This window comes from Pseudomonas tremae, assembly GCF_023278125.1.
Classification (GTDB): domain Bacteria; phylum Pseudomonadota; class Gammaproteobacteria; order Pseudomonadales; family Pseudomonadaceae; genus Aquipseudomonas; species Aquipseudomonas tremae.
The window spans coordinates 2,869,629-2,892,269 of the sequence record NZ_CP066270.1 but is presented as its reverse complement, the minus strand read 5'-3'; the positions used below and the strand labels follow the sequence as shown (position 1 = coordinate 2,892,269).

Genomic DNA, 22,641 nt, shown 5'->3' with positions numbered 1-22,641 from the left:
TCCGATCATTCCTCTGCGCTACCACGCCAGCCTGACCCCCAGGCTGGCGTTTATTCCGTTGAACACCTGATTGCCCAGATCACGGTTGTAATCCGCGCTCCAGTACACGCTGGTTTCATTGGCGATTTTGATGACTATTCCTGCGCCCAAGCTGCCCGTCGTTGATCGGTGGGCTGTCCTGACGCGTTGTGTGTGATCGAATATTACCGTGTCATGCCCCCCTTCATTGCGCCAGACATTGACCCGAAGGTAGGGCTCGATGGGCATGCCCGCCATCGCGTATCGGCCCTTGAATCGTACGCCCAGTCGCCCGGTGTTGTAGGGCTGGCTGTCAAAACCCACCCGTGCAATACCGTCGTGCTGATCATCAAGATCAATGCGCTGATGAATGATCTGCGCCTGCGGTTCGGCGACCCATCGCGATGACAGTGCAAGCGGGTAACCGGCTTCCAGGGACAGGCTCAGCGCATGACCATCAGTGTCGATGCGCAGGCCTCGGTCAGAGCGACTGTAGCCGTCCAGGCGCGTGCTCATCACCAGCGCATCGATGTAGCCGTTGGCAAGCGTTGAGAGTGTCCAGTAGGCGCCTACGCTGTCGCCACGCAGTTTTATCCGTCCGGTTTGCCGCTTTTGAAAACCACCGGCAAAGCCCCGCACCTCGCCGCCCAGGCGGTTTTGGGCGACGAACAGACCGACCCGCAGGGTCCGCTGTGCATCGAGTGACCAGGCGTACACGTCATGGCCGATCTGATAGCCCTTGAGCGATGCGTCCAGGCCGGGGCTGACCGTGCCTGACCACTGCTGTTTGAAGTCACTGCCAAACACCCGCGCCCAGCCAGCCGGCGCTGCCCCGGATTGTGCCAGCAGGCTCTGATCGCCCTTACGCTCATGGAAGGTGCCGAGCGAAGTCAGCGCCAGCGTCGCTGCGGCGGGCGGGACAATCGCGTAATTGGCGACTTCCGGTCGGTACAGCGGCACAGGGGCCGCGCCGCGAATCGGCTCCGGCAGCGATGGCGTGCCGATTGCCGCTACGGGCAGCGTGGTTGCCGGAAGTTGTGCAGGTGCGAGTATGGGAGGAGTGGGTGGCGGTTGTGCCGGGGGCACGGCGGGTTCGGTTGGTAGAGGGGAGGCGGGCATTGTCGGGGGTGAAGGTTCCGCTATGGGAGCAGGTTCCGGCCCAGGAACAGATTCGCTCGGTGGCAGCGTTTCGGGCAGAGGCGGTGCAATCACTGACGAGCGCAGAAACCAGCTGTTTTCGCTGCCCGCCGTAGCGCCACCCTTGAACAGGTAATAGTCATACGCACCAACGGACAGCGAGTTTTGTAACGAAAATGCAGTCGCTTCGCTGGTAGCGCCTCGGGTCGCCTGCACCACCTCTATTCCGTTGCCCTGTGTGAGTGCCCCCAGACCATTGATATTGCTGACCAGCATGCTGGTCGTACCGCCGATGGTGCCCTGTGACACCACCAGTTTATCGCTGGGCGAATTTTCGTCTCCCAGCGTCGACTGCAGCAGTAACCGTCCAGCCCGACCAAAGTAGTTGCCGTTGATGGTAAGGGTATCGGTTACCGAGCTACCGCTGCCGGTCAGGTCAAGCGTCCCGGCGTTGTCGAGAGTCGCACGGGATGCGGTGTTGAACGCGACAATGCTGCCGGATGTTGAACGCAGGGTGCTGGTGGCGTCGATATTCAGGATACCGGTCTGGCTGAGGTCATCGCCGAGAGTCAGCGTTCCGACCATGTCCAGTTGTGACCCGTTGAAGAGATTGACTGTTTCCCAGGCGGGATAACGATTCGGGTGGGAAAGCGTTGTGCTGTCAAACGTCAGAACATCGTCGCCAAGGCCGCCGTCCAGCAGCGGATTGGAGTTGGTCAGGTATTCGCTGAGGTTGTAAAGCCGCGCTGTGTCGTTGCCATCTGCCATCAACACACTGTTGCGCACGTAACCATTGCTCAACCACTCGAAACGGTCATTGCCAAAGCTGGTGCGCACCTCGCCGCGAATTTCCCCACCGCTGAGGGATATCCTGTCATCACCACCGCTGACGCTGACCGCGCCACCGATACTCCCGCCCGACACGATAATCGTGTCCTGACCAAAGCCCGCCACAAGGTTGTTAGTGATGCTGCCGCCCGACAATTCGAATACGTTATTGTCGAGTTTCATGTCCACCCGGCCGATACTGCCTCCGGTCATGACAGCCCGGTCTCCATCCTCGAACGCGCGGATAATCGTGCCCCCGGTCATCAGGAAGGTGTCCAGCCCGTCGCCCTGAGCCAGTGAACCCAACGTGCCCCCGGTCATGGTGAAAGTGTCGGGAGAGGCGCCCTGGCTTATTTCACCGGTGATCTCGCCACTGTAAAACAGAAATGTATCGCCACCTGCGCCCTGATTGACGCTGCCAAAGACCCGACCTGACGCCATCTCTATGCGGTCTGCCTGCGCCCCGTAATTGATATTGCCATTGACGGTCGCTGTGCCGGCCTGTGGAAACACCAGATTATGCGAAGCTGAATTCACGTCGGTATAAGGGCCACTGGTGCCGCTTTCGCACAGCTGAATCGGATTATTGTCAGTTGGGGCGAGATTGCAGGCCCCTTCAGCAGGGTGTGGTATGACCGCCAGAATAAAAGCGGGCAGAACATTGCGGGTATGGCACAGAGGACGACTGCAGAATCTCATGACGGCTCTCCCGGTCGAGCGGACAGAGAGGCCGTTGAAGAAGGGGAAGCGCCGAACTGCCACACATTTGGCCGTCGCATGAATGCGCGCGACGACGGCTTGGCGAGCCTTTTGTCGAGGCTTGCAGCACCAAGTCAAGAAGCTGTTCATGAGGACGTCAAGAACTTGACCGACCGGTGGCGTTATTTCGGTTTTATCTGCTAACTATTGGAACAAAAAGAAAAAATCTTATTCCATAACATCACCCATGCATATCCCCGTAAGGTTGCCGACTGGCTTTGCGGGACAGCCAGAGGGTCAGGCCGAGTGCGCACAACGAAAGCAGCGAGGCATAGAAAAATATCCAGTCATAACCTTGACCCAGGGCGATAGCGCCCATGAGCGGGCCTGCAATTGCCAGTGCAGGTCGAAGAACACTGCGTAGGCACTCAGCCCTGCGCCGCGACTGGGCGTGGGTACGTTTTTGATGGCTTCTACGCCCAGTGCCGGATAAACCAGCGACAACCCCACACCGGTCAATCCGGCGCCAGCCAAGGCCATGCCGTTGCTCGGTGACAGCCAAAGCATCACTAGTCCGCACGTTTCAATAGCCATGCACAAAATGGCTGCGTTGTAGCCGCCAAGCCGATTGATAGCTCCGATAAACAGCAGGCGCGCAAGGATAAAGCTCACGCCGAACATGCTCAGGCAGTAGGCGGCGCCTTCCCAGCCTCGGCTCAGGTAAAACAGCGTGATGAACGTGGTCAGCGTGCCATAGCCGATAGAGGACAACGTCAGACCCAGTCCGAAGGGCGCGATTCTGCCGAATACCGACCAATAAGGCAGCTGCTCGCCAGTTATTATCGGCACTGACGGTTTGTGGCGAATCAGCCACAGTGCCAGACCCGACATGGCTATCAAGGCGACTCCCAGGCTGTTGAAACCCACAGCCTTTATGACCACCACCCCCAACGGCGCACCAATGGCAATGGCGCCATAAGAAGCAATACCGTTCCATGAGATGGACCGGGCAGTGTGCTCCGGGCCGACCTTGCCGATGCACCAACTGATGGTGCCTACCCCGATCAAACCTTGCGACACGCCCAGAAACAGTCGCGCGACGATGAGAATCGACAGGCTGACTGTTGCAAATTCCTGGAGCAGGGTGGCCAGCAGTGTCAGAGCACCGCTGATGCCGATGCCCCACAGCCCGAATACGATCGAACGCTTGCTGCCCAGTGTGTCCGTCGCCCGTCCGGCGAAGGGCCGGCTCAGCAGCGTAGCCACATACTGCGAAGCGATTGTCAGACCGGCAACCAGCGGGCTGAAGCCCAACTGCTCGTGGACATAACCTGGCATTACTGCGATCGGCAGGCCGATGCACAGAAAGGCGATGAAGGTGTAGAAGACGATGGAAACAATCTGCAAAGTGACCGTCATGGAACCGGGTTGCGCGACAGGCATTGGACTCTTCGCTGGCGGCGGTGGGAGTGCTTCATCATGGCTCGCGGAGCCAAAAAATGAAAGCAGGCTAACGTTTTCAGCCAGACCCGGAGGCATCATGATGCAGTTGCTGTTAAACAGAAGTGGTCATAGGATGACTGATCACGCTGTAAACCAAATCACACCAAAACAATAAAAAGGTCCGTCATGAGAAAAACCCTGATGCTGGCTGCAGCAGTCGGTTGTACGTTCGGTTTGCCTGTTCAGGCTTCCACCTTCGCTTACATTTCCAGCCCGGCTGATGGACTGATCTCTCAGTACCGGCTGGACGAGCAAAGCGGGGCACTCAGCCTCGTGGAGCAGACAAAGGCGGGTGACCAGGTCAATCCGATGGCCATCTCGCCTGACGGCAAGGCATTGTTTGCTGCGCTGCGTGCAAAGCCTTATAAGGTGCTGAGCTTCTCCATTGAGCCTGTAACGGGGCATCTGAAAGCGCTGAGTCAGGCACCACTGGCGGAGAGTCTGGCGTACCTTTCGACTGATCGCAGTGGGCGCTTCCTGTTCGGCGCTTCTTATGGCGCTGACCTGCTCAGTGTTCAGCCTATCGATGCGCAGCATCGCCCGAGCGACAGTATTCAGACCTACAAGACCGGCATGCATGCGCATTCGGTACGCACCGACCCGAGCAATCGCTTCGTTTACGCAGGCAATCTCGGGGTCGATCGCGTCCTGCAATATCGGCTTGAGCCCAAGGACGGCAAGCTCGTGCCCATTGGCGAAGGCTTTGTCGCAGTTCCCGAGAATACCGGTCCGCGCCATCTCGCGTTCTAGTCCGACGGCAGATTTCTGTACGTAGTGGGCGAAATGAGCGGCACCGTCACCTCCTTCGCGATAAACCGGAAAACCGGAGCGTTGAAGCAGACCCGCCAGGCAGCAGGTGTTCCAAAGCGCTTGAACCTGGCGCCGGGGCAGGCCCGCGATGCACGCAACAATGATCTCAAAGATGACACTACGCCGCGCATCTGGGCTGCGGACATACGTTTGGCGCCGAATGGCAAGTGGCTGTTCACCAGTGAGCGGACCACCAGCAGCGTGTCGGTCTTCAAGGTTGACCCTGCCAGTGGCAAGGTGACGTTTGTTGAAAACTATCCGGTCCAGGAACAACAGCCGCGCAATATCGCTGTGTCCCCCAACGGACGCTGGTTGCTGGTCAGTGGCGAAAAAAGCGATAAGGTCGGCAGTTATGCCATTGCCTCGGACGGAGCCTTGCAGCGGGTCAGCGAAGCACCGTCGGGCAAGGGCGCGCTGTGGATCGAGATGCTTAGCCAGCCAGGCCAGTAGCCTGGCTGAAAATAAAAAGCCCTGTCAGAAGACAGGGCTTTCGGGGTGTCGCAGGCTGTCAGGGCTCAGAACGATACGCCCTGGCTGCGCAGGTAGTCGTCGTAGGTGCCGCTAAAGTCGGTCACGCCGCTTGGGCTGAGCTCGATGATGCGGGTGGCCAGGGAAGACACGAACTCGCGGTCGTGGCTGACGAAAATCAGCGTGCCTGGGTAGTTCTCCAGCGCCAGGTTCAGCGCTTCGATGGATTCCATGTCCAAGTGGTTGGTGGGTTCATCCATGATCAGTACGTTCGGCTTTTGCAGGATCAGCTTGCCGAACAGCATGCGGCCCTGTTCACCACCGGAAATCACCTTCACCGACTTGAGGATCTCGTCGTTGGAGAACAGCATGCGGCCCAGCGTGCCGCGTACCATTTGCTCACCGCCTTGCGTCCACTGGCCCATCCAGTCGAATAGGGTGCAGTCATCTTCAAAGTCGTGGGCGTGGTCCTGAGCGTAGTAGCCGAGTTCCGCTGCATCGGTCCACTTCACAGTGCCAGCATCTGGAGTCAGCTCACTGACCAGGGTGCGCAGCAGGGTCGTCTTGCCGATGCCGTTCGGGCCGATGATCGCAACACGTTCGCCTGCTTCAACCTGGAAGCTGAAATCCTTGAAAAGCGTCTTGCCGTCGAAGCCTTTGGCCATGCGATCAACGATGACCGCCTGGCGGTGCAGCTTTTTGGTCTGTTCAAAACGGATGAACGGGCTGACACGGCTCGAAGGCTTGACCTCAGCCAGCTGGATCTTGTCGATTGCCTTGGCACGAGAAGTGGCCTGCTTGGCTTTCGATGCGTTGGCCGAGAAACGGCTGACGAACGATTGCAGTTCGGAGATCTGCGCCTTCTTCTTGGCGTTGTCCGATAGCAGTTGCTCTCGCGACTGGGTGGCCACCGTCATGTATTCATCGTAGTTGCCCGGGAACAGGCGCAACTCGCCGTAATCCAGGTCAGCCATGTGGGTGCACACGCTGTTCAGGAAGTGACGGTCGTGGGAGATGATGATCATCAGGCTGTTACGCTGGGTCAGGATGTTTTCCAGCCAGCGAATGGTGTTGATGTCCAGGTGGTTGGTCGGCTCGTCGAGCAACAGCACTTCCGGGTCTGAGAACAGTGCCTGAGCCAGCAGTACGCGCAGCTTCCAGCCGGGCGATACTTCGCTCATCGGGCCGTTGTGCTGCTCGATGCCGATACCCAGGCCCAGCAGCAGTTCACCGGCACGCGACTCGGCGGTGTAACCGTCCATTTCCGCAAACTCGGTTTCCAGCTCGGCGACGGCCATGCCGTCGTCTTCGCTCATTTCCGGCAGCGAGTAAATACGGTCGCGCTCGGCCTTGACCTTCCACAGCTCTTCGTGACCCATGATGACGGTGTCGAGAACAGTGAATTCTTCGTAGGCGAACTGATCCTGGCGCAGCTTGCCCAGACGCACGTTCGGCTCCAGCATCACCTGACCACCCGAAGGCTCAAGGTCGCCACCGAGGATTTTCATGAAGGTGGATTTACCGCAGCCGTTAGCGCCAATCAGGCCGTAACGGTTACCGGCGCCGAACTTGACCGAGACGTTCTCGAACAAGGGTTTGGGGCCGAACTGCATCGTGATGTTAGCTGTGGAGATCAATTACTTTACCTATCAATAACTTGGGCAATAACTGGAGGAGCGCCGGGGTCAGCAGCGCGTACCGCTTGGGGTACTGGCCGTAGCTGTTCAGCTTGCTCCGCCTGAGCATGAGCTGATCCAACGGGCATACGTCGACAGCAACGTCAGCCTGCCATGACTGCGTTGCCGGGATATGAATGTGGGGGTTCATGCCAGACATTGGCGCGCATTGTCGCATAGGTGTGGCGTCAGGTGTATGACGGTCTGCGCCTGATATCCGGATTCTGCGCAATGTCGATGCCCGCTTGGGCAACGTGTTTCAGCGGCAACGTCGCTGTTGTCTTTAGTTACATCTGTTCGATGTCCATGCCGCTGAGCATGCGCCTGGCTTCATCGATATTCAGTTTCGGGATCATCTCACCAGGCACTCGAGATTGTTCGGACAGGTTGAACACTTGAAAATCGTCGCACACTACATGCTTTGCCATCAGTTCGAGAGAGGGCAGAATTCTTGATTCGTAGTGTTGATCCAGACCGCACGGTGAACACTTGTCGCCAGGTCTCTCATAGAAGCGACCAGCAGACTGGTTCAAATCGAAGCCGACCAGAAATACTTTCTCGAAACCAAGGTGACAGGACAGCTGTAGCGCCAGGTACATGACTGTACGGGCGTCGAAGAAACCCAATTCAAGGTTCTTGCTGAAACCGATGCCTCTGCTGCGGCTGCTCCACAGCGACAGCTTTCTGACCAATGCCTCTTCTCGTGAGCACAGAGCTGCCACTGTCGACACCGGCGGTGACTTCTTCAATGCATAGGCACGTCCGGCGGGTTTTGCGATGCCAGTTCTAAGTTGGTCTTCCCACAGGCCGACGTTTTCACTGGCACGCATGGCTGCGGCAAAAAGCTCGGGTTGTTGATTGGGGAAATCTCTATCGGAGCAAACATAGAAAAACGGTTTGATGCAGGTTCCCGAAAACATCGAGAACGCACCGTTCATGGTAATCATGGGAACGTCCGCAAACTCCCTTATCGGGAAGTCTCTGGCCGAGCTGCCTGACCCGATGAGGAACACCGGGCCCTTGCGGCTGGCTTTGCATTTGCCGAAATCAAGCACGCGCGCCGGGGGTAGCGCATGATTTTCAACTGCTTTCCGGAGGCGCTCGGTTGCATTGAATAATTGACTGGTCATGACTGCCCTGCAAGGACTAGTGGCAAATTAGTTGGGACATTCTGTGCGCGATATTATTAGCTAGTTGCCACTATTTCAATATCAAAGAATTTCAAAAGAGTACCATACTGCAAACACTTGGCTATAGGCGATGGCGAATTTTCGAGAGCTGTTATCTCAATCTGCAACTAATGCAGAGGGTACGTTGCCCATATCAGTGCGATGATATTGTTTTGATATTGTTTGTGTTCAGGTTGATACGTTGAGTATTAACTCGGGCTCAGATGCACTAAAACACTGCAGATATATTTTGCCTGAGGATTGTTTCTCTAATGTTGCACTTGATCAGTGCATCAATGCCTGTCGCGGTGTCAATAGTAGTGCGGAGTATGAAGAGAGGTTTTCTCAGGTAGCCCGGCATCACCGGGCCGCCTGCTGACGGGGAATAACGCCAGCCGTCAAAAAGGGTATTACCTGGATTTTCGCTCCTGCTTTCTCTTCCTGAACCAGTTTCCCAGTGCATGAAATGGGTGGATGAACATCGCGATCGCTCCAAGCAGAAAGACGATGGAGATAAGAATCAGGCCTAGGCCCTCGTGTGCAAACATCGTGATTGACTCCTGTTGTTCACGTTGCTGGTCCAGTAAAGGCTAGCCGCTGAAACGTTTCATCACATGAAGAATTGTTAAGGAACTTTTTTGCGCGCCTTTGAAACTGGGCTCAAATGAAGCGACGTAAACGTAGCGCGTGACCTGATGCTTAGCAGCAAAGCCCCTCTAACGTGCTGATCATTAAAAGATTCTTATGAAAATAATATCATCGTGATATCATTTTGTTAAATTCAGGCAACGGAGCTGCGAAATGCGTTTGGCTACATTCATGAAAATCTCGGTCATCCTGGCTGCTGCGGCGGTAACGGGCTGTGCCAGCATCGTCAGCGACTCGAAATACCCGGTATCGATCACGTCCAGCCCCTCCGGGGCTGCCTACGAAATCGTCAATCAAAGCGGTGTGTCGGTTTATTCCGGTGTTACGCCTGATCAGGTCACCTTGCGCGCCGGTGCTGGCTACTTCGATGGCGAATTGTACAAAGTGACTTTCCGCAAGGATGGATACGCCAGCAACATGCAGACGCTGAATTCCGGTATAGACGGCTGGTATTGGGGCAATATCGTGTTTGGCGGCCTTATCGGAATGTTGATCGTCGACCCACTGACGGGCGCCATGTACACACTTCCAGAACGCCTTGATTCGCGTCTGATTGCGACGCCAGTGGCACTTGCTCCCGCTGCTGGCAAGTCGACGCTCTGACCGCATGTGGGAACAGTGTTGTGCCCTATCTTTTCAGTCATCACGGAACTAGATGATGTCGCTGCGAGACTATAAGCACGCGTATGTTCAGTGAGCGGTTTGGCTGAACAGGCATTCTTATGATCTCGGAGGTTCATGACATGAAGTCCCTTTTCCGTCCAGGCTTGTTGCTGGCTGTCGCGTTACCCTTGTTGCTGGCTGGTTGTGGCGACAAGGAGCCTGAGCAGCGCACCGCGTTCACTCAGTTCCTGCAAACCCGCATTATCGACAAGCCTGGCCTGCATGTACCCAAGCTGACGGACGACGAGAAAAAAGCCTTCGGCGATTACAGCTCCCACTATGCTGTGATTTCAGATTTCGGAGCCGGCATGGATACTGCGGTGCAGCCACTCAGTGGCTTGATGCAGAAGGGTTCGTTTCGGTCGGTCAGCGATGTCCTTGAGCGTCGTGCAGACCTGGTTGCGGTGCAGACAGGCCTTGATGAAGTCGGTGAAAAACTGACTGTCGAGCAGGGAAAGGCAGATGCTGCACACGCGAAACTGAAGCAGCCTGATGATTTGAAAGTTGTCTACGACAAGGCTTATGACCGCACGGTCAGCGTACCGGCGAACACGTTCCGTGAAGTACTGCCACAGATCAAAGGTACTTTTGCCAGTGGCTTGAAGGTTGCTGATTACGTTCAGGCGCACAAGTCGCAAATCGATATCTCGGGTTCGGCAATTACCGTCAAGGACCCGGTAGTACAGACAGAACTCAACAAGTTGCTGCAAGAGCTGAATGAGCAAGGCAAAAACGCTCAGCAAGCTCAGGCTCGTCTGCAGTCGCTCATGACCGGACGCTGAGGCTTGCGGCCTGGCTTGCGTGCCAGGCCTGCCTGTCGGGTATGATCCGGGTTCAAGCCCTCGGCCCCCGGGTCAACTGATGTAATGAACGCCACTCCTTGCCACACCATCACATTGCGTGAGGCCTCTGCCACAGACACGGTCTGCCTCAGCGCGCTCGGCATACAGGTTTTTCTCGACACCTACGCGACGCAGGGCATTCGGGAGTCCATCGCCCGCGAAGCCCTCGACGCGTTCTCTCCTCAGGCCTTTGCGCGCCTGCTTGCCGAGCCTGCAACACTTATTGCGGTGGCAGAGTCAGACGGCCATCTGATCGGCTTTGCTCAGGTCACCTTACGCACTGATCACCCGATGCTGGGCATCTCCACTGCCGCTGAGTTGCAGCGCCTTTATGTGCAAGAGCGTTTCACCGGGCGCGGTGCCGGACGCTTATTGCTCAAGGCTGCCGAGCAGCACGCCGCCGCCCACCATGCTTCACTGCTTTGGGCGACGGTCTGGGTCGGTAACGAGCGTGCGCTGGGGTTTTATCCGCGCCAAGGGTATGCGATGAAAGGATCACCTCATTATGAGTTTCAGGGTGAGGTTCATGAAAATCACTTGTTCGGCAAACATCTGATGCCGTTAGAGCGCTAAGACTGTTGCTCTGCAGAGGGGGCTTCAATGCTACGGATACTCGGGAAGGCATCGTCCATCAATGTACGGAAAGTGCTTTGGGCATGTGAGGAACTTAATATTTCGTTCAGTCGGGAAGAGTGGGGCAGTGGCTTCAAATCGACCGATACTGAGGAGTTTCTTACCCTCAACCCCAACGCCATGGTCCCGGTTATCATCGATGATGGCTTTGTACTGTGGGAGTCCAATAGCATCCTTCGCTATCTGGCTGCCCGTTACAACGGCTGTCATCTTTACCCACTCGAGCCAATTGCCAGAGCGCGTATCGATCAATGGATCGACTGGCAAAGCGCTGATCTGAACCCGGCATGGGGCTATGCATTCATGTCGCTGGTACGCCGTTCGGCCGATCATCAAGACGTTGTTGCTACCGCTGCATCGTGTGCGAATTGGGTCCGGTACATGCAGATACTTGATCAACAGTTGGAAATGACAGGCGCTTATGTGAGCGGAGAAACGTTCACGCTGGCCGATATTCCCGTCGGGCTTTCGGTCAATCGCTGGTTCGAGACACCGCTCGATCATCCGGATCTGCCTGCTGTAAATATGTACTACGAGCGTTTGAGCAGTCGGCCCGGCTATCTCTTGCATGGCCGCAACGGAACTCCGTGACTCTGCGTTACGGCCGCGTTTATTCTTTTGCACCCGTTTCGGGTCCCTACGCTTTAAAGGAGCTCTTTCAGTGACCACTATCAGAATCACCGCTGGCGGATATGAGTTTCTGGCTGAAGCCAACCCGGATGCGCCACAGACGGTCGAGGCGTTTCTGAAGTTGTTGCCTTATCGGCAGAAGTTCATCCATGTGCGCTGGAGCGGTGAAGGCTGTTGGGTGCCGCTGGATGATTATCAGTTGAAGCTGGATGACAAACTGATCGGTTTCGAGAACGCAACCAGCCATCCTTCGGTGGGCGATATTCTTTTCTATCCAGGCGGCTACAGCGAAACCGAGATTATCCTGGCCTATGGTTCTTGCTGTTTTGCCAGCAAGATGGGGCAGTTGGCAGGTAATCATTTTTTGACCATCACTCATGGCAAGGAAAGCCTGCGCAAACTGGGCGTCAAGACTCTTTGGGAAGGCGCTCAGGACGTGGTTTTCGAACTGGCCTGAGCATGCTTTTACAGTGCAATGGTAGTTTGCCAGCATTTCTTTGAACTGCTGATCCTGGTCAGGGGTCTAGTCCACAATGCTTCCATGTCCCGGAAGCCGACCCGGAGACCCGACCTTGAATATTTTCGAAGCCCTGCGCGAAAGCCATGACCGTCAACGTGGCTATGCCGATGCGCTGATCCAGACCAGCGGCGACAGCGCCGAGCGCGAGAAAGCCTACAAGCAGCTCAAGGAAGAGCTTCAGGCCCATGAAACTGCTGAAGAGCGTCATTTCTACATTCCGTTGATGGCTCACGACAATGGCGTGGACCTGAGCCGTCATGCCATTTCCGAGCACCATGAAATGGATGAAATGATGGAAGAACTCGACGAGACCGAAATGTCGAGCCCGGCCTGGCTGGCAACGGCGAAAAAGCTATCGGAAAAAGTGCATCATCACTTGAAGGAAGAAGAGCAGAAGTTTTTCCAGATGGCGGGAAAGTTACTCGACGAAAAGCAGAAACAGACGCTGGCTGGCGAGTACGTGAAGGAGTACGAAGAACAATTGGCCGAGGGCTGATACTTCGCTGCAATGCTAGAATCGGCTTTTTATCAGCGTGGGCATGACATGAAGTTTCTGTTTTTGGCGAGCTTTACCCTGGTTGCAGCTGCCGCGTTGAGCGGGTGCGCAGCGCCTTCTGCTTCGGCACGTTCGGCAGGGCCTGTAAAGGTGCTGTCCAGCGCCAAGCAGGATAGCGCTGTCGCCCAGTGCATTCAGGTGACCTGGCAAAACGAAGCCATGTTCGGTACGTCTTCGGATGTATTCCTGCATGACTTGTCAGGCGGCGGCTTCACCGTATTCACCACCGAATCGACTTATTTCGCAGATGTGCACGCGAAAGGCCCGGCCACCACCGTCGAGTTTTATGCGCCGCAAGGCGATTCCCAAGCGGCATTGCGTTCTGCGGCGATCGCTACCTGCCTTTGAGCTGTCCAAGGCTCGCCCGCATGCCTATGCCCTGTATTGGCATGCATCCCGTGGCGCACCAAGCACATATCTTCAGCATCGCGTGACATCATTCCGGACTGTAGCGCTGCCACCCATTGCAGCGTACCCGCACAGGAATGGGGCCCTACCACTCAATTGTGACAGTCAGTAGCGGGTCGTTAAAAATCCGCTTGCAATCGGCTGCCGTACATTTGTTTTCAGGCTGTTGTTTTATCTCGGTTTATTTACTCGATGTTTTTAGTTTGCCATTTATGGCACAATTTCTGCTGCCTATTCCGTTGTTACATACCAGTGTCCGCTATAGCGGAATAACCAGTACCTCGGCGGAGTTTATGTCATGCATCGCGGACCTTCTTTTCTGAAAGCTTGTGCGTTTGTTCTTGCAGCCTCATTCAGCCTGACTAATACCGGGCAGGCGGCCGAGGGAAGTAAACTTGAAGCAGTATTGAAACGCGGCAACCTTGTCGTCGGCACAGGCAGTACCAATGCGCCGTGGCATTTTCAAGGCGCGGACGGGAAGTTGCAGGGCTTTGATATCGATATCGGTCGGATCATCGCCAAAGGCCTGTTCAATGACCCGAGCAAGGTCGAGTTCGTGGTGCAGTCTTCGGACGCCCGGATCCCCAATCTGCTGACTGACAAGGTCGATATCAGTTGCCAGTTCATCACCGTCACCGCCAGCCGTGCGCAGCAGGTGGCATTCACACTGCCGTACTACCGCGAGGGTGTAGCGCTGCTGCTGCCTGCGAACAGCAAGTACAAGGAAATCGATGACCTGAAAGCGGCGGGCGATGGCGTCACCGTTGCCGTACTGCAAAACGTCTATGCCGAAGAACTGGTGCATCAGGCACTGCCCAAGGCCAAGGTCGACCAGTACGACAGCGTCGATCTGATGTACCAGGCGATCAACTCTGGTCGCGCCGATACGGCCGCGACCGACCAGTCTTCGGTCAAGTACCTGATGGTGCAGAACCCAGGTCGCTATCGCTCACCGTCTTTTGCCTGGAGCCCGCAAACCTACGCATGCGCCGTCAAACGTGGCGACCAGGACTGGCTGAACTTCGTCAACACCGCCTTGCATGAAGCCATGACCGGCGTCGAATTCCCGGCTTATGCCGCTTCGTTCAAGCAGTGGTTCGGCGTTGATCTGCCTGTGCCAGCAATCGGCTTTCCGATGGAATACAAATAAGTCCACTTTGACCTTCAAGGACAGGGCAGGCCATCAGGCTGCCCCTGTCAGGTACGGGCAAGCATGAATTATCAATTGAATTTTGACGCCGTATGGCGCGACTTTCCCAGCCTGTTGGCGGGTTTGGGGCTGGGCCTGGAATTGGCCCTGATCTCGATCGCCATCGGTTGCGTGATCGGCCTGATGAACGCTTTCGCGCTGTTATCGCGTTATCGGGCACTGCGCATTGTGGCGTCCATCTACGTGACGGTAGTGCGCAATACGCCGATTCTGGTGTTGATCCTGCTGATCTACTTTGCCTTGCCAGGGCTGGGCATACGCCTCGACAAGCTGGCCTCGTTCATTGTCACGCTGTCGCTGTACGCTGGTGCCTACCTGACCGAGGTCTTCCGGGCCGGGCTGCTGAGCATTCACAAAGGCCAGCGTGAAGCGGGTTTGGCGATTGGTTTGGGCGAATGGCAGGTCAGGGCCTACATAACCGTGCCGGTTATGCTGCGCAATGTGTTGCCTGCGCTTTCCAACAACTTCATTTCGTTGTTCAAGGACACGTCGCTGGCGGCCGCGATTGCTGTCCCGGAACTGACCTATTACGCACGCAAGATCAACGTCGAGAGCTACCGGGTGATCGAGACCTGGCTGGTGACCACCGCACTGTATGTGGTGGCCTGCTACGTGATTGCGATGCTTTTACGTGCGCTCGAACAACGTCTGGCGATTCGCCGCTAGGAGGCCATCATGTACCAACCCCCTGGCTGGTTGCAGGAATTATGGACGGCACGAGAAGTACTCTGGTCGGGCTTTTTGACCAGCATTCAATGCTCGGCGCTGGCGATTGTCGCGGGCACGCTGATCGGCATGCTGGCCGGTCTGGTGCTGACCTATGGCGGTTTTTTCGCACGACTTCCGGTCCGCCTCTACGTGGATCTGATTCGCGGCACGCCGGTATTTGTCCTGGTGCTGGCGGTTTTTTACATGGTACCGGCGCTGGGCTGGCATATCAGCGCCTTTCAGGCCGGAGCAATAGGCTTGACGCTGTTCTGCGGCTCTCATGTTTCAGAGATCGTGCGAGGTGCGCTACAGGCCATTCCTCCCGGCCAGATCGAGGCAGGCAAGGCGATAGGTTTGCGTTTCAGTCAAACGCTTCGCTACGTGCTGCTGCCACAGGCCATGCGCCAGATCCTGCCGACCTGGGTCAACTCGTCGACCGAGATCGTCAAGGCCTCGACCTTGCTTTCGGTCATCGGCGTCGCTGAACTGCTCTTGAGCACGCAGCAAGTGATCGCCCGGACGTTCATGACCCTGGAGTTCTATCTGTTTGCAGGCTTCCTGTTCTTCCTTATCAACTACGCCATCGAGCTTCTCGGGCGACAAATTGAAAAACGGGTGGCCTTGCCATGACATTGACTCAGACTGCAACCCCCGGCCCGGCGCTGCTCAGCATTGAGGGCCTGCATAAATCCTATGGCAATCTAGAGGTGCTCAAGGGCGTCGACCTGCGTATGCAGAAAGGCAATGTCGTGACCCTGATCGGCTCCAGCGGGTCTGGAAAGACCACTTTGCTGCGCTGCGTCAACCTGCTGGAAGAATTCCAGGGCGGTCATATCCGCCTCGAAGGTCAGGATATCGGCTACAGCCACATAGACGGCAAGCGTGTTCGTCACCCGGAACGTCTGATTGCACAGCACCGGGCCATGACCGGGATGGCGTTTCAGCAATTCAACCTGTTCCCACACCTCAGTGCCTTGCAGAACGTGACCCTTGGCTTGCTCAAGGTCAAGAAGATGCAAAAGGACCAGGCGATTGCACTCGCCGAAAAATGGCTGGATCGCGTCGGGCTGCTGGAGCGGCGCAACCACTTTCCCGGCCAGTTGTCCGGCGGCCAGCAGCAGCGTGTAGCCATCGCTCGCGCCATTGCCATGAATCCCAGCCTGATGCTGTTCGATGAAGTGACCTCGGCACTGGACCCTGAACTGGTGGGCGAAGTGCTGAGTGTGATAAAGGACCTGGCCGAGGAGGGCATGACCATGTTGCTGGTCACCCACGAAATGCGTTTTGCCTATGAAGTGTCAGATCAGATCGTCTTCATGAATCAGGGTCGCATCGAGGAGCAGGGGCCACCAAAAGCCTTGTTCGAGCAGCCGAAATCGGCACGCTTGAGCGAATTTCTCAAGAACATCCGCTTTTAACGTTTCATCATGTTCAACGTTCAACCAAGGAAAACCTCATGACTATTACCCGTTATGGCGCTGGCAGCACCGCAGGTGGCGGCCAGCCGCGCCCATTCGCCCGAGCTGTCGAAGCAGATGGCTGGCTGCATGTTTCCGGGCAGGTCCCCGCGCAGGACGGCGAGATCATCGTTGGCGGCATTGTCGAGCAGACGCACCAGACCATGCGCAATCTGATCGCCATTCTCGAAGAGGCCGGTTATGACATCAAGGACGTAGTGCGCGTCGGTGTGTGGCTGGAAGATCCTCGGGATTTCTGGAGTTTCAACAAGGTGTTTGGCGAGTACTTCAGCCCTGAACATGCCCCCGCTCGCGCTTGCGTACAAGCCAGCATGATGGTCGACTGCAAAGTCGAAATCGACTGTATTGCCTACAAGCGGAAGTAGTAGCAGTCAGCGCAAAGCGGCAGGCGACAGGGCTTTCGGCCTGAGCTTGCCGTGTGAAGTTTCTTAAGGAATCGGCATGACTGAAGACGTGATCAAGCGCCGGGCGCGTGGGTTGGACCGGGCGTTCGATATTCTGGATTTCCTCAAGGAAAAGGCCAGGCCTATGCGCCCCAATGAAATAGCCAGCGGCATCGGCAGCCCCAAGTCGACTGTCTATGAGTTGGTGGCGTCGTTGCTGGAGCGGCGAATTCTGGAGTCGGTCGGCAAAGAAGGGCACGTCTATCTCGGTCGTCAGCTGTATTTTCTAGGCCAGGCACACTTGCGCCATTTCGATTTCACACGCGAGGCGGAAGCCTGCTTGGGCGACATCGTCAGTCAGACCCGAGAAACCGCGCAGATGTGCCTGCTCAACGGCCGCAAATACACAGTGGCATTGATGAAGGAGGGCGAAAGGCATTTTCGGATTTCTTCGGACATCGGCGAAAACGCACCGATCCCCTGGACCGCTTCCGGACGTTTATTGCTCAGTCACCTGACCGATCAGCAAATCATCGACCTGATCGATCCCGATGATTTCATTCTGCCGGGCGGTGAGCGTTTGCCGCTGGAAACTTTTTTGCGGGAAATCCGCAAGGCGGGCGAAGAGGGCTTTTTCTCTTTCGACAGCGTGGCCGATACCTTCACCCATTGCTTTGCCGCGCCGGTCAAGGACGAGCGGGGTCAGTGCATTGCAACCCTGTGCATCGTGGCGCCACGTGCTGACGCAAAAACCCATTACGACGACTACCGGCGGGTGCTGATCGACAGTGCCAATGGCCTGGCTCGCCGAATCAACGAATAATTGCAGGAGGTTACCGATGAGCACCGCCGTCATGGAAAAAGGTAATGCGCAACCGGGGAACAGCCTGGTCAGCGATGTCAGCCTGCCCGCGCTGGTCATTCACAATCAGGCACTGGAGCACAATATTCGCTGGATGCAGCGCTTTGTCACCGACAGCGGCGCGGAGCTGGCGCCGCATGGCAAGACCAGCATGGTCCCGGCATTGTTCCGCCGCCAACTGGACGCCGGTGCCTGGGGCATGACCCTGGCGACCGCTGTGCAGACCCAGGCTGCCTATGCTCATGGTGTAAGGCGTGTGCTGATGGCTAACCAGTTGGTCGGAACGCCGAACATGGCAGTGATCGCCGAGCTGCTGGCTGATCCGATGCTTGAATTTCACTGCATGGTCGATCACCCGGACAACGTGGCAGCGCTGGGGGCGTTTTTTGCATCGCGCGGGCTGCGTTTGAACGTGATGATCGAATACGGTGTGCCGGGCGGGCGCTGCGGCTGCCGTAGCGAAGCTCAGGTGCTGGCCCTGGCTGACGCCGTTCAGGCTCAACCGGCGCTGGCGTTGACCGGCATTGAGGGGTACGAGGGCGTCATCCATGGTGATCAGGCGGTTGCAGGCATCAAGGACTTCGCTGCGTCGCTGGTGCGCCTGGCGGTCGAGTTGCAGAACAAAGGCGCCTTCGCCCTGAATCGCCCGATCGTGACGGCTTCAGGCTCGGCCTGGTATGACCTGATCGCCGAAGCCTTCGACGCTCAGGCGGTTCGCGAGCGGTTCCTCAGCGTTCTGCGGCCCGGCAGCTACGTGGTGCATGACCACGGTATCTACAAGGATGCGCAATGCTGCGTGCTGGACCGGCGCGCCGAGTTGAGCGAGGCGCTGCGTCCGGCCCTTGAAGTCTGGGCGCATGTGCAGTCCATGCCTGAAACAGGTTTCGCGGTCATTGCCATGGGCAAGCGCGATGTTGCCTACGATGCAGGGCTGCCCAACCCGCTGTTGTGCTACAAACCGGGTGCGTCGCCCGGTTCAGGGGTCGATGTCAGCGCCTGCCAGGTCACTGCGGTGATGGATCAGCATGCCTTCATGACAGTTGCGCCCGGCTGCGAGCTGCGCGTGGGCGATATCATTTCTTTCGGCACCTCGCACCCGTGTCTGACCTTCGACAAGTGGCGTTCAGGTTGCCTGGTGGATGATGACCTGCGGGTTATCGAACCTTTCACTACCTGTTTCTAGTTCAAGCTTTTGCAGGAGTCAACGCTATGAGCCTTCCACGAATCGCCCTGATCGGCGAATGCATGATTGAGTTGCAACAGCATGCCGACGGCAGCCTGCACCAGAGCTTTGGTGGTGACACTCTGAATACCGCCGTCTATCTCTCCCGTCTGCTGGGAGAGCGCGCCAAGGTTGACTATGTCACTGCGCTGGGCGACGACAGTTTCAGCGATGCCATGTGCCGGGCGTGGGCCGACGAGGGCATTGGTCTGGGCAAAGTGCAGCGTATGTCGGGCCGGTTGCCGGGGTTGTACTGCATTCAGACCGATGCCAGTGGTGAGCGTCGTTTTCTTTACTGGCGTAATGAGGCCGCCGTGCGCGACTGTTTCATGACGCCGGCTGCCGAACCGATTCTTGCGGCACTGGCCAGCTATGACGTGTTGTACTTCAGCGGCATTACGCTGGCGGTGCTGGGCGAACAGGGGCGTGCGCGCCTGCTGGAAGCGCTGGGCCGTGCCCGCGCGCGCGGCGTCAGGGTGGCATTCGACAACAACTATCGGCCTCGGCTGTGGGCCAGTGTCGAGCAGGCACGCGAGGCCTACCAGGCGTGCTTGCCGTATGTGGATCTGGCGCTGCTGACCGATGATGACGAGCAGGCGCTTTACGGTTACACCGACAGCGAGCAATTGCTCGCAGCTTATCGCGATCGCGGCATCGGAGAGGTGGTGGTCAAGCGCGGTGCGCAGAGCTGCCTGATCGAGGCGGGTGGAGAGCGCTTTGAAGTTGCGCCCCAACGCGTTAAGAACATTGTCGATACAACGGCAGCCGGAGACTCATTCAGCGCTGCCTACCTGGCTGCGCGACTGCTGGGTGAAAACCCTTTACAGGCCGCCGAAGCAGGGCATCGGCTTGCCGGCGTGGTCATTCAACATCGGGGTGCCTTGATACCGAAAACAGTCATGCCGCTTTGATAGCACCTGCTACATTGCATGCAGTTGATCGGCTAACGCACTGACAGCAAAGCATTTCACTGGAACCTGCAGACGAATCCAGCCACCATAGGCGCCTGTATTCTGTCTGCAAGCCACCAATGGAGTCTGCGTGCCCGACGATCTGCCTTCCGAGCTTCCCCATGACCTGGATGTCGATCTGCTGCCGCCGCGCCAGCTGCCGTTTCTCAAGCGCCTGCTGGCGCGTGTGATGGGGCGCGGTCTGACCAGGCTGAGCGCGCAGCACACGCCGTCGTGGTTTCAGGGGCACGCCGACGGCTACCTGAACGGTCATATCGAAGGGGTCAGCGAGGGTTATGCCGAAGGCTATCTCGATGGCCAGGAGCAGGGTCGTCAGGTTCTGGTCATCAATGACAAGCGTCCGGCTCTGCATCGCGGTCCTAAAGTGGACGATCATCTGTTCGATGACTGGCGTGTTGCGCTGACGCCTGAGCTGAAGAAGCGCGTCAAGAGTGACGTGGCCGAAAAGCTGCCTGCGCAGGCTCAGCCCAGTGCCGCGCAATGGAAGATGATTTTCAGTGACACGCCGTCCACTTACGTGATCGCAGGTGCCGGGGCGGGCAAATCTACATCGCTGGTATTGCGTATCCTGCTGCTGCATCACTATCTGGGCTTTGAGCTGAACGCGATGACGGTGGTGACCTTCACCCGGGAATCGCGCAAGGATTTCATCAGCAAGCTGATCGATGTCATGGCCTTGTGGGGGCATGCAATGGGGCAAAAACAGGCCCGGGACCTGGTGCGCACCTTCCACTCGCGCATTCTGCCGCTGGTGCGCAGCCTGCCGGGGTTTGATCAGCTGCGAGCGTTCGAGAACCTCGGCAATCAGTCTGCGGGGGCAGAGGATGCGGACAGCAACCCCTTTGATCTGCGGATCAACGACGCTCAGCGCCAGCAGTTGAACCTGTGTTATCGCGACTTGTACGCCAGCAATGAGCGTTTTCGCGAGGTTATGGCGCCGCTTTATCGACACGCCTTGCAGCTCAAGGAGCTGGACCGCGATCACCCTGACGTGCAAAAGCGCGTCACGGTGACCGAACTGTCCTCGAAACGGGATGAAGAGTGGTGTGACACTGTCGAGGACCTGTGGATCCGCGCCGGGGTCTGGCCTATAAAGGGCATTGAGCCTATGCGCCAAACCGTTGAAATAAATGGTTTTCCGTTTCATTTTCACGGTTATATCGCGGAGCTGGATGCCTGGGTCGTATTGGGCCTGGACGCCAGTGAGGATCAGCAGCTGAAACGCCCGGGCGCCAAACTGCCAGTCTGGGCCGAAGGCGTCATAAAGCGCACCCTGCTTCAAGCTTTCTGTAGTAAGCCATTGATATGGTTAGATAACTATCGATCAGCCAGCGAGGTGTTGCAGTCGTTGTCCGGGGCTGCAGTGGCCGGGCCGGGATTCGATTATCGTGTCAAAGGCGAGTTGAGCGCAGCACCGTTGCTGGACTGCTTTGTCAGCGCCGCCGGCTTCATCGAGAACCTCGGGCTGGATGTGCCAGACGCCGTCGCCGAAATGAGTTTCGCCAGCGATGACCCGGACCGCTTCTTCTTCGAGGCGCTCAGCCTGTTCTGGAAAGCCTTCGAACAACACCTTCAGGCCCAGACGCCTCCGATCATGACCTACAACCGCATGTTTGCATTGTTCGGAGAAACCTCGCCGGAAAACCTCAAACACGTCAGTGACGAGATGTTGAGACCGCTGTCACATTTGATGATCGACGAATTTCAGGACGTTTCGCCACAGATCGTTTCGTGGATTCGCGCCAGTCTGCGAGAGATCAGGCGTCGTGGTCCCGCAATGCACGTCGGGCGTATTGCGCAGCATTCATCATTGCTGTGCGTGGGTGATGACTGGCAATCGATCTATGGGTGGCGGGGCAGTTCGCCGAAGTACTTCATGGAGTTCGCCAAGGAGTTTTCCTCTCCGGCGACCACCAAGGTCATGCTCAGCGAGAATTTTCGCAGCCATCAACACATCATCGACGCGGCCGAGCATATTGTTCGTGCCGCACCGGCCATTCCCGGCAAGAAAGCCCGTGCCAGCGGTGCGCCTCAGGAGTTGTTGCCTGTCAAAGTACTGGACCGCGACGAGAACGAGCTGGCCGAGCGTGTGGTCGAGCACTACAACGACGGCGATTCGATTCTGTTGCTCTATCGCAAGGGTAGCGAGAAAGCCCGGTTTGCCGAGCGTCTGCAGGCGTTGATCGATGCCGACGCTGCAACGGGCAATCAGGGTCGGCGTATCAGGACGCTCACCTACCACAGTTCCAAAGGGCTGCAGGCAGATGCCGTATTCCTGTTGGGCGATTGTCAGCACCTCACCGTCTCGCCTTACAAGAATCAGGTCTATCGGCTTGCCGGTCTGGGCGACGCGAACGATCTTCAGCCGTTCGATACCGCGCAAAAGGATGAAGTCTTGCGTCTCGCTTACGTGGCCATCACCCGCTCGGCACGGCATTGTTATTGGTACATAGACGAAACAGCAGGTGCAGCGGCGGCCGACAGTGCTCACATGCCCAAGGCATCAGACCGTATTGCCCGGGATAAGCCGTTCTTTGATGATCTGCGTGGCAGGGTTCAGGCTGGCTGAGCCCAGGTGCAGTCGATGATTTCACTTCGA

Annotated in this window: 19 protein-coding genes and 2 pseudogenes; 17 read left to right on the top strand and 4 right to left on the bottom strand. The window is 57.1% G+C overall.

From position 1 onward, the window contains the following. Positions 1-18: 18 nt before the first annotated feature. Together I9H09_RS13160 and I9H09_RS13155 are read right to left on the bottom strand one after the other, a co-directional pair. Positions 19-2,682, bottom strand: coding sequence for an autotransporter family protein (locus tag I9H09_RS13160; RefSeq protein WP_248972570.1), 2,664 nt, complete (start codon positions 2,680-2,682; stop codon positions 19-21). Between the two features lie 241 nt (positions 2,683-2,923). Continuing rightward, positions 2,924-4,125: pseudogene (locus I9H09_RS13155) on the bottom strand (MFS transporter). 186 nt (positions 4,126-4,311) lie between these two features. Here I9H09_RS13155 and I9H09_RS13150 point away from each other — a divergent pair. After that, positions 4,312-5,445 (top strand): annotated as a pseudogene (locus tag I9H09_RS13150) (lactonase family protein). A gap of 65 nt (positions 5,446-5,510) precedes the next feature. Here the strand turns inward: I9H09_RS13150 and I9H09_RS13145 are convergent. Next, positions 5,511-7,100, bottom strand: coding sequence for an ABC-F family ATPase (locus I9H09_RS13145; RefSeq protein WP_005892888.1), 1,590 nt, complete (start codon positions 7,098-7,100; stop codon positions 5,511-5,513). Positions 7,101-7,426: 326 nt separating this feature from the next. Next, positions 7,427-8,269 carry a lipopolysaccharide biosynthesis protein gene (locus tag I9H09_RS13140; protein ID WP_122346398.1) on the bottom strand — a complete coding sequence of 281 codons (843 nt, stop codon included), beginning with the start codon at positions 8,267-8,269 and terminating at the stop codon, positions 7,427-7,429. Positions 8,270-9,109: 840 nt separating this feature from the next. Between I9H09_RS13140 and I9H09_RS13135 the strand changes: the two genes are divergently transcribed. From I9H09_RS13135 to I9H09_RS13060, 16 genes are all read left to right on the top strand, one after another. Continuing rightward, positions 9,110-9,559: a hypothetical protein gene (locus I9H09_RS13135; RefSeq protein WP_005892883.1), complete on the top strand. Its 450-nt coding sequence runs from the start codon at positions 9,110-9,112 to the stop codon at positions 9,557-9,559. A gap of 140 nt (positions 9,560-9,699) precedes the next feature. Next, complete coding sequence (locus tag I9H09_RS13130; RefSeq protein ID WP_024690039.1) at positions 9,700-10,401, top strand: DUF3053 domain-containing protein; 702 nt, start codon at positions 9,700-9,702, stop codon at positions 10,399-10,401. An 84-nt stretch (positions 10,402-10,485) separates the two neighbouring features. Further along, positions 10,486-11,034, top strand: a complete 549-nt coding sequence (locus tag I9H09_RS13125; protein ID WP_005892880.1) for a GNAT family N-acetyltransferase — start codon at positions 10,486-10,488, stop codon at positions 11,032-11,034. 27 nt (positions 11,035-11,061) lie between these two features. Further along, positions 11,062-11,685, top strand: coding sequence for a glutathione S-transferase family protein (locus I9H09_RS13120; protein WP_024690041.1), 624 nt, complete (start codon positions 11,062-11,064; stop codon positions 11,683-11,685). A 70-nt stretch (positions 11,686-11,755) separates the two neighbouring features. Continuing rightward, a complete protein-coding gene (locus I9H09_RS13115; protein ID WP_053932578.1) occupies positions 11,756-12,181 on the top strand; it encodes a DUF3830 family protein in 426 nt (141 codons plus the stop codon). Between the two features lie 115 nt (positions 12,182-12,296). Then, positions 12,297-12,740 carry a hemerythrin domain-containing protein gene (locus I9H09_RS13110; RefSeq protein ID WP_005892875.1) on the top strand — a complete coding sequence of 148 codons (444 nt, stop codon included), beginning with the start codon at positions 12,297-12,299 and terminating at the stop codon, positions 12,738-12,740. Positions 12,741-12,788: 48 nt separating this feature from the next. Further along, positions 12,789-13,148, top strand: a complete 360-nt coding sequence (locus tag I9H09_RS13105) for a hypothetical protein (RefSeq protein ID WP_042932522.1) — start codon at positions 12,789-12,791, stop codon at positions 13,146-13,148. 358 nt (positions 13,149-13,506) lie between these two features. Next, positions 13,507-14,358 (top strand): transporter substrate-binding protein, encoded by an 852-nt coding sequence (locus I9H09_RS13100; protein ID WP_024671511.1) that lies wholly within the window; start codon positions 13,507-13,509, stop codon positions 14,356-14,358. A 63-nt stretch (positions 14,359-14,421) separates the two neighbouring features. Next, positions 14,422-15,084 (top strand): amino acid ABC transporter permease, encoded by a 663-nt coding sequence (locus I9H09_RS13095; RefSeq protein ID WP_005892872.1) that lies wholly within the window; start codon positions 14,422-14,424, stop codon positions 15,082-15,084. Between the two features lie 9 nt (positions 15,085-15,093). After that, positions 15,094-15,756: an amino acid ABC transporter permease gene (locus I9H09_RS13090; RefSeq protein ID WP_005892871.1), complete on the top strand. Its 663-nt coding sequence runs from the start codon at positions 15,094-15,096 to the stop codon at positions 15,754-15,756. Further along, positions 15,753-16,544: an amino acid ABC transporter ATP-binding protein gene (locus I9H09_RS13085; RefSeq protein WP_005892870.1), complete on the top strand. Its 792-nt coding sequence runs from the start codon at positions 15,753-15,755 to the stop codon at positions 16,542-16,544. The genes I9H09_RS13090 and I9H09_RS13085 overlap by 4 nt, the downstream gene beginning before the upstream one ends. A gap of 38 nt (positions 16,545-16,582) precedes the next feature. Next, complete coding sequence (locus I9H09_RS13080; RefSeq protein WP_005892869.1) at positions 16,583-16,969, top strand: RidA family protein; 387 nt, start codon at positions 16,583-16,585, stop codon at positions 16,967-16,969. A gap of 76 nt (positions 16,970-17,045) precedes the next feature. Then, positions 17,046-17,810: an IclR family transcriptional regulator gene (locus I9H09_RS13075; protein ID WP_005892868.1), complete on the top strand. Its 765-nt coding sequence runs from the start codon at positions 17,046-17,048 to the stop codon at positions 17,808-17,810. A gap of 16 nt (positions 17,811-17,826) precedes the next feature. Then, the gene (locus I9H09_RS13070) at positions 17,827-19,032 is read left to right on the top strand and encodes an amino acid deaminase (RefSeq protein WP_122346397.1); all 1,206 of its coding nucleotides are present in this window, start codon (positions 17,827-17,829) and stop codon (positions 19,030-19,032) included. Between the two features lie 26 nt (positions 19,033-19,058). Further along, positions 19,059-19,982 carry a 2-dehydro-3-deoxygluconokinase gene (kdgK, locus tag I9H09_RS13065; protein ID WP_054989128.1) on the top strand — a complete coding sequence of 308 codons (924 nt, stop codon included), beginning with the start codon at positions 19,059-19,061 and terminating at the stop codon, positions 19,980-19,982. Between the two features lie 130 nt (positions 19,983-20,112). Then, positions 20,113-22,611: a UvrD-helicase domain-containing protein gene (locus I9H09_RS13060; RefSeq protein ID WP_183142381.1), complete on the top strand. Its 2,499-nt coding sequence runs from the start codon at positions 20,113-20,115 to the stop codon at positions 22,609-22,611. Positions 22,612-22,641: the final 30 nt, after the last annotated feature.